The sequence below is a fragment of the Affinundibacterium flavidum genome (genome assembly GCF_014284175.1).
Taxonomy (GTDB): domain Bacteria; phylum Pseudomonadota; class Gammaproteobacteria; order Burkholderiales; family Burkholderiaceae_D; genus Undibacterium; species Undibacterium flavidum.
This window is the reverse complement of record NZ_JACOGA010000034.1, coordinates 1-11087: the sequence shown is the minus strand read 5'-3', so window position 1 is coordinate 11087 and position 11087 is coordinate 1. Positions and strand designations below refer to the sequence as shown.

Sequence of the window (11087 nt, the reverse complement as noted above, 5' to 3'; positions counted from 1 at the left end):
AAACCTCCCATGGTCATTATTGGGGCAATGATGAGAAAACTCATTCATGTCGCATTTGGCGTACTAAAATCCGGCAAGCCTTTCGATGCAAGCTTGCATTCTGCTTGACTCGGATAACAGTATCTACGTAATAAAGCTTTAATCATTGCAACTTTGCGTAAGTCCTAGAGAAAAAGGCCAATAAGTTCTAGGCATTCCTCTGCGCAGCTCGGCGCCCCAGCGTGCCAGCGTTGAAGGGGTTTCTCGAATTCAACATTAACAAATATTAGATTGCCTTGCGTCACACCCATTCAAAAAAGTGGCATTTGTAAAACAATTTTGTTCGTCGTTTTTTATCTCCATCTTTTCAAAAGCTCCAAACACAGATTCAGTAATCTATCGTCACAAGTCAAAAACCATTAAGTCAAAGCTGATTTAAGTTGATTTGAACTGGTTTTTCCTACTAAACACTCGGTTTTTGAGCGCCAATTGAAATGAAAAAGCCCGTCATCCTTTATAATCATGGCTTATCCTTTCTTTGCAATCTTGGCTAAATAGAAGTTAAGGAATCAATTAACTTCCACATCCGCCACCTTTCCGAGTCCACCATCATGACGGCACAAATCATCAGCGGCACCCAGCTTTCTCAACAAATTCGTGAAGACGTGACTAAACGTGCAGCAGCGCTCACTGCGCAAGGTAAACAACCTGGTCTGGCAGTGATTTTGGTTGGTGAGAATCCCGCTTCACAAGTCTACGTTCGCAATAAAGTCAAAGCTTGTGAAGACTGCGGTTTTTACTCCGTGCTGGAAAAATATGACGCTGATTTAAGCGAAGCGACTCTGTTAGCGCACATAGAGCGCCTAAACAATGATCCCAAGGTCAACGGTATCTTGGTGCAATTACCTTTGCCAGCGCACATCAACGCCAATAAAGTGATCGAAGCGATTGCAGCTGAAAAAGACGTTGACGGTTTCCATATCAGCAACGCTGGCTTACTGATGACAGGTCAGCCTTTATTCCGTCCCTGTACTCCGTATGGCGTCATGAAGATGCTGGAGTCGATTGATTATCCAGTACGTGGTGCCAATGCAGTAGTTGTCGGCGCTTCGAATATTGTAGGCAAGCCGCAAGCGATGTTGCTCTTGCAAGCAGGCGCAACCGTCACCATATGTAACTCTAAGACCCGTGATCTGGGTGCTCATACTCGCAATGCTGACATTTTGGTCGTAGCGACCGGCAAACGAAATATCGTCACTGCTGATATGGTCAAACCTGGCGCAGTGGTTCTCGACGTCGGCATGAATCGCGATGATGAAGGCAAATTGTGTGGCGATGTTGATTACGCTAACGTTAAGGAAGTTGCCAGTTACATTACACCGGTACCAGGCGGCGTCGGCCCAATGACGATCACGATGTTATTAGTCAACACGATAGAAGCGGCTGAAAGAACTTAATAAAAGAACTTAATAAAATCACTGAAATGATGACTACAACGACAAACCAGACGAATCCCCTGCTCGACTTTAGCGACCTGCCACGTTTTGACGACATCACGCCCGAACATGTCAGCCCAGCGATAGATGCTTTATTGGTTGAATGTCGTGCAGTTGTGACGCAATTGGAAAATCCCATAGAGAACGTCCACTGGGATAATTTCGTCACACCGTTGGAAACCGTGACCGAAAAACTGGGACGCGCTTGGGGCATCGTTAGTCATCTTAATTCGGTACGTGACACGCCAGAACTGCGTGCGGTCTATAATGAAAACCAGCCCAAAATCACAGAATTCTGGACTGAGTTGGGTCAAAATCTGCATCTATTTCGACACTACAAAGCCTTAAATGCTAGCGCAGGCTACGCGGCATTAAGCCCAGCTCGAAAGAAAATTATCAGCAATGCCTTGCGCGACTTCAAACTTGGTGGTGCCGAGCTGGCGGACGACAAAAAGAAACGCTACGCCGAAGTTCAAGAAAAACTCGCCGCACTGTCGACTAAATTTTCTGAAAATGTTTTAGATGCGACCAATGATTACAAACTATTGATTACCGATGTTGCGGAACTCAAAGGTCTGCCACAGGAAGTTTTGCAAGCAGCTCAGCATGCAGCCGAACAAGACGGTAAAACGGGTTATCAATTCAGTTTGCACTTTCCGTCTTATTTTCCAGTTTTGCAATACGCAGAAAATCGCAGCCTGCGTGAAACCATTTATCGCGCAAATGCCACCAAGGCTTCAGAATTAGGCGGTCATCCTGAATGGGATAACACTGCCATCATCGACGAATTGCTCAGCCTGCGCCAAGAGGAAGCAGAATTGCTCGGCTATCAAAACTTCGCGGAAGTTTCCTTATTGCCGAAGATGGCAGAAAGCGCAAAGCAAGTCGAAGGCTTCTTATTGGATCTGGCGAATAAAGCCAAACCTTATGCCGAAAAAGATTTGATCGAGCTACGTCAATTCGCCAAAGAGCAGTTTGGTATAGCCGATATGCAAGCTTGGGATACCACATTTGTTTCAGAAAAATTGCGCGAGCAGCGCTATGCGTTTTCTGAACAAGAAGTGAAACAGTATTTCCCTGAACATAAAGTGGTCGCTGGATTATTCAATGTCATCCAGACCCTGTTCGCGGTAAATATCAAAACCGACAGCGCGGCGACCTGGCATCCAGATGTCAAATTTTACCGCGTCGAACGCGATGGTGAACTGGTTGGACAATTTTATGTCGATCTATATGCTCGTGCAGCCAAACAAGGTGGTGCCTGGATGGATGACGCCCGCGCACGCTGCCTCAAAACAAATGGTGTACAAACGCCCGTGGTCTACCTGACTTGCAACTTCAATGCACCAGTCGTGGTGGATGGCGTGACCAAGCCTGCCACCTTTACACACGATGAAGTGATTACCTTGTTCCACGAATTTGGACATGGCCTCCATCAATTGTTGACCAAGGTGGATGATATTTCTGTTTCCGGCATATCTGGCGTGGAATGGGATGCGGTGGAATTGCCATCGCAGTTCATGGAAAACTTCTGCTGGGAATGGGATGTTTTACAGCAAATGACAGCGCATACCGACACCGGTGAACATTTACCACGCAGCCTGTACGACAAAATGATCGCTGCGAAGAATTTCCAATCAGGCTTACAAACCCTACGTCAAGTTGAATTCGCCTTGTTTGATATGCGCCTGCATGATGGTAGCGCAAACGCCGCACAACTCAGTGTAGCGCAAGTTCTGCAACAAGTTAGAGATCAAGTTGCCGTTATGCAGCCGCCCGCTTTTAATCGCTTTCAGCATTCATTCGGACATATTTTTTCGGGTGGTTATTCCGCAGGTTACTTTAGTTATAAGTGGGCGGAAGTCTTGTCAGCCGATGCCTACGCCGCATTTGAAGAAGTCGCGAAAACCGAGGGGAGTAGTCTGTCTCGCAAAGTGGGGCAAGCTTTCCAGACCGAGATTTTGGAAATGGGCGGCTCCCGTCCTGCGCTCGAATCCTTTGTTGCATTTCGCGGCAGAAAACCATCAATTGATGCTTTATTGCGCCATAATGGCATGATTCAATAAAAATAATTGCTACGGAGATTTTGATCATGTTTGCAGCACCAAATTACATTCGTCAATTAGGTTTCGCTTGCGTACTAATCGTCGGCGGCACAGGCGCATTAGTGTTAAGCCCTGCGGCGTCAGCACAGATGTATAAATGGGTAGGCGCTAATGGCAAAATTGTTTATAGCGACACGCCGCCGCCAGCGAATGCAAAAAAATTAGGTACCAAGGCATTAGATAAATCTGCCAACATCTCAAACGTCAGACTCCCCTTTGAACTAGCAGCAGCGGTCGCAAAGAACCCTGTAACGCTGTATACCGCGAAGAATTGCTCGGTCTGCAACGAGGCTCGCAATTTACTTAAACAAAATGGCATCCCATTTTTCGAAAAAACCATCGAGTCCAAAGAGGACGTTGACAAACTGAAACAAGTCAGTGGCGACACCAACATCCCGCTTTTGCAAATAAGCGGCACCAAGCTTTCTGGTTTTCAAGCAATCGACTGGCGCACAGCATTAACTTCGGCAGGCTACCCTGAAACGAATATGCTCCCCAAAGAGTATCAATATCCCGAACCAGCACCGGCTGCACCACCAGTAGCGGATGCATCGAAACCTGCTGACAATACGCCCAAAGAAGTCGCGCGCCCAAAATCGACATCGCCAACTGGCATCAGGTTCTGATGGGTTTGATCGAAATTATTAATCTATGACCAGAGTTGATTTCCACAGTCAAGTACAAGACAAGATTCACTACAGTTGTCGCCTGATACGCAAAGCGCGTACCGCGAATTGTCAGATTCTGGTACTCAGCGAAGACGAACAGCAAGCGCAAGCTTTGGATCTAGCCTTATGGAATTTTTCGGCCAGTGATTTCCTGCCACATGTCATGCTGGAAAATCCACTCGCAGCACAAACGCCTATCATTATCACGACGGCGTTACCAGCGGCCTTACCTCATCACGATTTATTGATCAATCTGAGTCAACATTTGCCCGATAATTTTCAACAATTTAACCGCGTAATCGAAGTCATTTCGCAGCAAGAACAAGACGCAGCCAGTGGACGTCAACGTTTTCGCCTATATCAACAACAAGGTGTAAAACCTTCTCATCTCGTAGCCAGTACATCATGAATGATCAAATTGACGAAAGCATCCCAGTCTTAACGGAAGTTATCTCAGCACCAAATGACGCGCCCGTGGCTGTTAAAAGCAAAGCCGAATCGCATTTCCCGTTGGTGACAGATTCTCACCCTATCAGCAAGACAAATGTTAGCAAGCCACTAAGCGCGGCACTTGCATCTGCAAAAGAAGTATTAGCACAACCAGATCTTTTAGATGAAGCCCCCACGACTACAGAAAAATCTAAATCCATCAGTGCCGAAGAATGGGCGCAATTGGAACTAACCGTGCGTGAAAATGTATTGCGCCAAGTCTTGTCACGCGTTGATTTTGTCTTAGAACACAGAGTGAGTGATAGCCTCGCAGATGTCTTACAAACAGCGGTGGACAGGCTCGCCGATGAAATACGCGCAGGCTTACGTCACAGCATAGAAGAAGTCGTGACGCGCGCTTTGAACCAAGAAATCACAAAGATTAAAGGCAGCAACCGTTAAATTTAAGTGGTTGTTAAATTTACTTGGCAACCCTGACGCTCAACTCAGGGGCCTTCTCATCGAACGCTATCCGCGTGGAAAACTTCGCACGTTTCATCGGGAAACGTGAATGAAAATGACGCACATTCCCTGAGCCCGAAATCGCTCTGCGCACAAATTGATAATAGGCTTCCATATCAACGACGTGGATCACTAAAAAGTAATCAATTTCGCCTGACACAAAATAGCATTGCATGACTTCTGGTTCGTGATTCATACAAGCTTCAAAATCACGCATGTGCTCATCCGACTGATTCTGTAAAGAGATCTCTAGGAATGCGAGCATTCCATATCCGATAGAAAATGGATCAACCATCGCCACATCCGCACTAATCACACCTGCATCTCGCAAAGTCTTTATTCTGCGCAAACAAGTCGGCTGCGAGATATGTAACTTCTCCGCCAATACTCGCGTCGGAGTCTGGTTATCTTTTTGCAGTAAGTTGAGCAATTTACGATCAACTTTGTCGAGCGTGTGAAATTTAGCCATGGTAGTGCTGAAAATATAGGTTCGAATCGAGTGAGTCTACTGTGTAACTCACTGGGCGTTAAATAAGAAAAAAGGCTCGGTCAAGACCGAGCCTTTTTACAGAAACTCAACGATTATTTCAAGCTCAAAACCCACTTTACCAGTGTTTTTGCTTCTGCTTCAGAAACTTGTGCGTTGGCTGGCATAGGAATCGTACCCCATGAACCACTACCACCTTTCAAAACCTTAGTCACCAATTTAGCTTCCGCAGTCTTATCGCCAGCATATTTTTTTGCGACATCTTTGAACCCTGGTCCCAAAATCTTGTTATCTACGCTATGGCAGCTCATGCAATTCTTAGCTTTTGCTAAGTCGGCATTTGCCATGGCAGAGCCAGAAGCCAACATAGTCAATGCTGCAGTAAACAATAAAGTCGTTTTCATTCAATATCTCCAGGTCAATAAAAATGCAGAAAAATACAAAAAATGTAGATAGTGCAAAAATGCTAGTTGGTGTTTCCCTATTTTACCGCTTTTTACCGCATACTGAAGAAAGCAACGGCTAGCAAATTGCATTGGTTGACCAGAATCATATAAGTGCCTATGATAAAGCTAGTAAATCTCATCGATTATCAATCACTATTCACCGTAATTCATTTATGAAACTTCTGATTCCTGCCATTGCCTTATACATACTAAAGCTACTTGATCTCAGCTTTATGGAAAATATCTCCTGGTGGTGGATTAACGGTTTTGGATTAGTTGTTTTTTTATGGTTTGAATTCTTCGAACGCATGCTGGGATTAGATAAACGCAAAGACGAAATGTTGCATGAGAAAATGCTCAAGGAGCGTCAAAAGCGCCAATTTAAAATGAAGAAGTAATTCTTTCAACGCTTAATCATCGTCGCTTGTTCAGACATTCCGTGTAATCCGCTTTACTTCTCAGAAGACTTATGCAAATCGAACTGCGCCAGCTGCGATATTTTGTCGCAGTTGCGGAAGAATTACACTTTGGTCGCGCTGCCAGCAAGCTACACATGACGCAGCCGCCTCTATCGCAAGCCATTCAAAGTCTTGAAGCAGAATTAGGTGCTACACTCTTTCACCGCACTACTCGGCATATTCAGCTCAGTGCCGCGGGATTGGTATTACTTCCCGAAGCAAAACGCCTGTTAGCACAAGCAGAAATGCTGCCAGAAATCGCCCAACGTGCTGCCGCGGGTGCTATTGGTGAACTACGTCTGGCCTTTGTCTCGATTGCTGATTACAGTATCTTGCCGCCCGCCTTACGAAGCTTTCGTAAGGATTTCAACAAGGTAAAAATTGCCTTGCATGAAGCGACCAGCGATAGACAATTCGACATGCTGGAAAACGATGAAATTGATGCTGGTCTACTCATTCCGCCCATTCCAGATCGGCTCTTGCATTTACTCCATTACCGCAAATTAGCCAACGAAAACTTAATCTTGGCTTTGCCTGAGGGTACAGAAAAACGCCCCCATCCAAAAAAATTAAGTAGCTATAAAGATTTGCCATTAATACTTTTTCCGCGCAAAATTGCGCCAGCCTTGCACGACACGATTTTGGGCTGCTTCCGCGAAGCTGGCTTAACCCCAGTAATTGCACAAGAAGCGATACAAATGCAAACCATCATCGCGTTAGTATCCGCGAATATGGGAATGGCGCTTGTACCAGAATCCGTCGCCAACTTACAGCGTGCAGGTGTGCATTACCAGACTTTAGATTTACATCCGGCTATGCAAGATTGTGTAGAGCTAGGAATTGCCTGGCGTCGCGACTCGACTTCGCCAGTTGTGCAAGCTTTTTTAGACCTTTTAGAAGAATAACCTCATGCTGGTACATCCTAATTTTGACCCCGTTGCCCTTGACCTAGGTTTTATGAAAATCCACTGGTACGGCATCATGTATTTAGTCGCATTCGCCCAATTCGTCATCTTAGGTCGCTTACGTCTACGCCTGCCGCATATTGCTGCCATAGGCTGGACCAAAGAACATATCGACGACATGCTGTTTTATGGCGTGCTTGGCGTGGTGCTCGGTGGTCGGCTCGGCGAAGTGATTTTTTACCAGCCAAACTACTTTTTCCATCATCCTCTCGAAATTTTGATGGTGTGGAAAGGTGGCATGTCTTTCCATGGTGGCTTTCTGGGCGTATTAATCGCAATGTCACTGTGGGCAAGGCAAGCGAAAATACCTTTAGTACATGTCTATGACTTTATTGCCCCCTTGGTTCCACTCGGCTATGCGGCTGGGCGCTTCGGTAACTTCATCAATCATGAATTACCTGGCCGTGCTGCTGCGCCTGACTTCCCTTTTGCTATGCAATGGCCGGATGTCCCTTATCCAGTTCATCCTTCACCGATTTATCAAGCCTCAATCGACGGTATCTTGCTATTTGTCATCGTTTGGATGTTTGCACGCAAATCGCGCCCAGCACTGGCAGTCGGTGCTCTATTTGTGATGCTCTACGGTTGCGCCCGTTTCTTTACTGAATATTTCCGCACTCCAGATTACGAGGTCAGTTTTATCGGCATCACCATATCTGCCGGACAAATGTTGTCATTACCGATGATCGTTGTCGGTGCTGCATTGCTGTGTATGGCGTATGCTGGGAAATTTACCCCCGCAAAATCAATCCCAGCAGCAGTCAAAGCAAACCGTAAGACGAATAAACAAAAAAAATAAGAGAAGTAAAAGCAACACACGAAGTAACAAAACAAAATACAACAAGATAAAACAAAATGAGACCTTTGCACGATTAGCACCAGCACCTACAGTTCAATTATGTCGTGCGCCTGTGACTAACTACTGCAAACATGACAGGATCGAAGTTTGTGCACACTAAGCTCGTGTAAAGGTCTCAAAAAAACCACCAGGAGACATCATCATGGAAAGCGTAAGCTGCGAAATTCAGGGCAATCTCGCCTATATCACCATATCCAATCCCGACCGACTCAATGCATTGAATATGGGAATGTGGAATGCGCTCACCACGCACTTTAGCGACTTACATCAAAATCCCGATTTACGCTGCATCATCATCCGTGGCGCGGGGGGCAATTTTGCGGCAGGTGCCGATGTGCAAGAATTTGCCACAGTACGCAATACCTTGGCTGACGGCATGCGCTATCACAATCAAGTGATCGCAGCCTCACTCAAAGCCATCAGCGAGTGCCAACATCCGGTCGTCGCGGCAATTGAAGGTGTGTGTGTCGGTGGTGGATTAGAGATCGCTATTTCTTGTGATATCCGGATTGCTTCGCCTAATTCACGATTCGGTATCCCCATTAACAAACTAGGGTTCCCCTTAGCACCGAAGGAGCTCAAGAGTTTGTTAGGCTTGGTCGGTAAAGCAGTTGCGTCAGAAATTTTGCTCGAAGGCAGAATTTTAAATGCGATAGAAGCCAAACAAAAAGGCTTAGTGCAAAGACTCTCAGATGACGTGCCGGGAGAAGCATTAGAGACCGCGCAAAGAATCGCGCTCGGCGCACCGCTTGCCGCTCGCTTGAATAAAAAGTTCATTCGTCGCTTGAGCTTTACCCCAGAAGCTTTAAATGATGAGGAACAACTAGAAGCCTTCTCATTTTTGGAAACCAACGACTACCAAGAAGGTGTGCTTGGTTTCTTAGCCAAACAAGTTCCGGTGTTCACTGGAACATAATACTGAACCAAATTTTTTGTTGCCGTCTTTATGAATGCCAATCTCTACGCACTTTTCGCTGAACATTTTCCTACTGATTTATCGCGCTGCTGCATAGAGACACATGATGCGCGCTATTACAGTTGGTTAGATATAGAACACGCCAGCGCCAAACTCGCCAATTTGCTGATCAGCTTAGATTTAAAACCCGGTGCCAGAATTGCAGTACAAGTAGAAAAGTCTCCCGAAGCACTGATTTTGTATTTGGCGACTTTACGTGCTGGCTATGTTTTCTTGCCATTGAACACCGCCTACCAGCACACTGAAATTTCTTACTTCATCCAAGATGCGGCACCAGAAGTGGTCGTGTGTTCTCCGCAAAATTTTGGCTGGGTTTCACAAATCGCATTTCAGACTGGCAGCCAACATGTATTCACTTTAGATGCACCTGCACAAGGGAATAATTGCGGTAGTTTGCTAGATCGTGCGATTCCCATGTCCGATCAATTTGTCACCGTTCAAAGTCAAGCGAACGATTTGGCGGCGATACTTTACACATCAGGCACAACAGGTCGCAGCAAAGGCGCGATGCTAAGTCACGGCAACCTCGCCTCCAATGCAAAGGTGTTGAAAGAGGCCTGGGCTTGGCAAGACGGTGATGTTTTGTTGCATGCTCTGCCCTTATTCCATGTCCACGGTTTATTTGTCGCGTCACATGGCGCACTCTTAAACGGTAGCAAGATGATTTTTCTGCCGAAGTTCGATGCAGATCAGGTGCTTCATTACCTGCCGCAATCAACCGTGATGATGGGTGTACCAACATACTATGTACGGCTGCTGCAAGATCAAAGACTTCACCAAACCCTATGCACCAAGCTACGTTTGTTTATCTCAGGTTCCGCGCCTTTGCTCATGGACACCTTCCATGAATTCAAACAGCGTACTGGTCACACTATCTTAGAGCGCTATGGCATGAGTGAGACCACCATGCTGGTTTCCAATCCCTACCATCGCGAACGCAAAGCTGGCACCGTTGGTCTGCCCTTACCCGACGTTCAAGTTCGTGTGATGAATTCTCAAGGCAAAATTTGCGAGATTAATGAGGTTGGGGATATCCAAGTCAAAGGCCCTAACGTCTTTCAAGGCTATTGGCGCATGCCAGAAAAAACCGCAGAAGAATTTACTGATGATGGCTTTTTCCGCACTGGCGATGTCGGCAAATTTGATCACGATGGCTATCTGAGTATCGTTGGGCGCAGCAAAGATTTGATCATCTCAGGTGGCTACAATGTTTACCCCAAAGAGATAGAAAGTGTGATTGACGACATGGCTGAAGTTGTCGAGTCAGCTGTTATCGGCCTCACGCATGCAGATTTTGGCGAAGCCGTGTGTGCGGTGATTGTATTAAGAACTGCAACAACGCTAGACTCAGCAACTGTCGTCACACGTTTAAAGTCGCAAATCGCTAACTTTAAAGTGCCAAAGCAAATCTTCTTCGTCAGCGAATTACCCAGAAACACAATGGGAAAAGTACAGAAAAATCTACTCAGGCAGCAGTTTCAAAATTGAAGTCTTAGGACCTGCAAATTTACACCGACCGGAGCTTCATTGCGTAGGGTGCACCGTGCGCACCACACACATATGCCACCGTTTCGGTGCGCACGGCGCACCCTTGTATTATGAATGAAGAGTCGGTATTTTCACGGACTCGATGTTTTAACAGTTTTTGATAGGCATATCAGAAACGAGCAACTGGATGCCGTGCGCACCCTTTGGTT

At 46.1% G+C, this 11087-nt stretch carries 12 protein-coding genes and 1 pseudogene; 11 read left to right on the top strand and 2 right to left on the bottom strand.

Annotated elements, in window-relative coordinates; translation table 11 throughout:
- The 6 genes and pseudogenes from H8K55_RS21105 to H8K55_RS21080 all read left to right on the top strand — a co-directional run.
- Window positions 1-108, top strand: a pseudogene (locus tag H8K55_RS21105) (IS110 family transposase); the annotation flags it as partial.
- Between the two features lie 482 nt (window positions 109-590).
- Window positions 591-1436, top strand: coding sequence for a bifunctional methylenetetrahydrofolate dehydrogenase/methenyltetrahydrofolate cyclohydrolase FolD (gene folD / locus H8K55_RS21100; RefSeq protein WP_186944210.1), 846 nt, complete (start codon window positions 591-593; stop codon window positions 1434-1436).
- A gap of 29 nt (window positions 1437-1465) precedes the next feature.
- Window positions 1466-3541 carry a M3 family metallopeptidase gene (locus H8K55_RS21095; protein ID WP_186944212.1) on the top strand — a complete coding sequence of 692 codons (2076 nt, stop codon included), beginning with the start codon at window positions 1466-1468 and terminating at the stop codon, window positions 3539-3541.
- A 26-nt stretch (window positions 3542-3567) separates the two neighbouring features.
- Window positions 3568-4206 (top strand): glutaredoxin family protein, encoded by a 639-nt coding sequence (locus tag H8K55_RS21090; protein WP_186944208.1) that lies wholly within the window; start codon window positions 3568-3570, stop codon window positions 4204-4206.
- A gap of 25 nt (window positions 4207-4231) precedes the next feature.
- Complete coding sequence (locus H8K55_RS21085; protein ID WP_186944206.1) at window positions 4232-4657, top strand: DNA polymerase III subunit chi; 426 nt, start codon at window positions 4232-4234, stop codon at window positions 4655-4657.
- Window positions 4654-5139: a hypothetical protein gene (locus H8K55_RS21080; RefSeq protein WP_186944205.1), complete on the top strand. Its 486-nt coding sequence runs from the start codon at window positions 4654-4656 to the stop codon at window positions 5137-5139. The genes H8K55_RS21085 and H8K55_RS21080 overlap by 4 nt, the downstream gene beginning before the upstream one ends.
- 19 nt (window positions 5140-5158) lie before the next feature.
- Here H8K55_RS21080 and H8K55_RS21075 read toward each other — a convergent pair whose 3' ends face one another.
- Window positions 5159-5668 carry an Lrp/AsnC family transcriptional regulator gene (locus H8K55_RS21075; protein WP_186944203.1) on the bottom strand — a complete coding sequence of 170 codons (510 nt, stop codon included), beginning with the start codon at window positions 5666-5668 and terminating at the stop codon, window positions 5159-5161.
- 113 nt (window positions 5669-5781) lie between these two features.
- Window positions 5782-6090: a c-type cytochrome gene (locus H8K55_RS21070; RefSeq protein ID WP_186944201.1), complete on the bottom strand. Its 309-nt coding sequence runs from the start codon at window positions 6088-6090 to the stop codon at window positions 5782-5784.
- 215 nt (window positions 6091-6305) lie between these two features.
- On the opposite strand from H8K55_RS21070, the gene H8K55_RS21065 reads away from it, so the two are divergent.
- The 5 genes from H8K55_RS21065 to H8K55_RS21045 all read left to right on the top strand — a co-directional run bounded on the left by H8K55_RS21065 (window position 6306) and on the right by H8K55_RS21045 (window position 10878).
- Window positions 6306-6530 carry a hypothetical protein gene (locus H8K55_RS21065; RefSeq protein WP_186944199.1) on the top strand — a complete coding sequence of 75 codons (225 nt, stop codon included), beginning with the start codon at window positions 6306-6308 and terminating at the stop codon, window positions 6528-6530.
- A 71-nt stretch (window positions 6531-6601) separates the two neighbouring features.
- Window positions 6602-7495 (top strand): LysR family transcriptional regulator, encoded by an 894-nt coding sequence (locus H8K55_RS21060; RefSeq protein WP_186944198.1) that lies wholly within the window; start codon window positions 6602-6604, stop codon window positions 7493-7495.
- Window positions 7496-7499: 4 nt separating this feature from the next.
- Window positions 7500-8354 (top strand): prolipoprotein diacylglyceryl transferase, encoded by an 855-nt coding sequence (gene lgt / locus H8K55_RS21055; RefSeq protein WP_186944196.1) that lies wholly within the window; start codon window positions 7500-7502, stop codon window positions 8352-8354.
- Window positions 8355-8556: 202 nt separating this feature from the next.
- Window positions 8557-9330, top strand: coding sequence for an enoyl-CoA hydratase/isomerase family protein (locus H8K55_RS21050; RefSeq protein ID WP_186944194.1), 774 nt, complete (start codon window positions 8557-8559; stop codon window positions 9328-9330).
- Window positions 9331-9360: 30 nt separating this feature from the next.
- The gene (locus H8K55_RS21045) at window positions 9361-10878 is read left to right on the top strand and encodes a malonate--CoA ligase (RefSeq protein WP_186944192.1); all 1518 of its coding nucleotides are present in this window, start codon (window positions 9361-9363) and stop codon (window positions 10876-10878) included.
- Window positions 10879-11087: the final 209 nt, after the last annotated feature.

Bases quoted from the DNA above. Each gene is read 5' to 3' on its own strand.
- H8K55_RS21090 (WP_186944208.1), top strand. From the start codon at position 3,568: ATGTTTGCAGCACCAAATTACATTCGTCAATTAGGTTTCGCTTGCGTA.
- H8K55_RS21060 (WP_186944198.1), top strand. From the start codon at position 6,602: ATGCAAATCGAACTGCGCCAGCTGCGATATTTTGTCGCAGTTGCGGAA.
- H8K55_RS21085 (WP_186944206.1), top strand. From the start codon at position 4,232: ATGACCAGAGTTGATTTCCACAGTCAAGTACAAGACAAGATTCACTAC.
- H8K55_RS21065 (WP_186944199.1), top strand. From the start codon at position 6,306: ATGAAACTTCTGATTCCTGCCATTGCCTTATACATACTAAAGCTACTT.
- folD (WP_186944210.1), top strand. From the start codon at position 591: ATGACGGCACAAATCATCAGCGGCACCCAGCTTTCTCAACAAATTCGT.
- lgt (WP_186944196.1), top strand. From the start codon at position 7,500: ATGCTGGTACATCCTAATTTTGACCCCGTTGCCCTTGACCTAGGTTTT.
- H8K55_RS21050 (WP_186944194.1), top strand. From the start codon at position 8,557: ATGGAAAGCGTAAGCTGCGAAATTCAGGGCAATCTCGCCTATATCACC.
- H8K55_RS21075 (WP_186944203.1), bottom strand. From the start codon at position 5,668: ATGGCTAAATTTCACACGCTCGACAAAGTTGATCGTAAATTGCTCAAC.
- H8K55_RS21080 (WP_186944205.1), top strand. From the start codon at position 4,654: ATGAATGATCAAATTGACGAAAGCATCCCAGTCTTAACGGAAGTTATC.
- H8K55_RS21045 (WP_186944192.1), top strand. From the start codon at position 9,361: ATGAATGCCAATCTCTACGCACTTTTCGCTGAACATTTTCCTACTGAT.
- H8K55_RS21070 (WP_186944201.1), bottom strand. From the start codon at position 6,090: ATGAAAACGACTTTATTGTTTACTGCAGCATTGACTATGTTGGCTTCT.
- H8K55_RS21095 (WP_186944212.1), top strand. From the start codon at position 1,466: ATGACTACAACGACAAACCAGACGAATCCCCTGCTCGACTTTAGCGAC.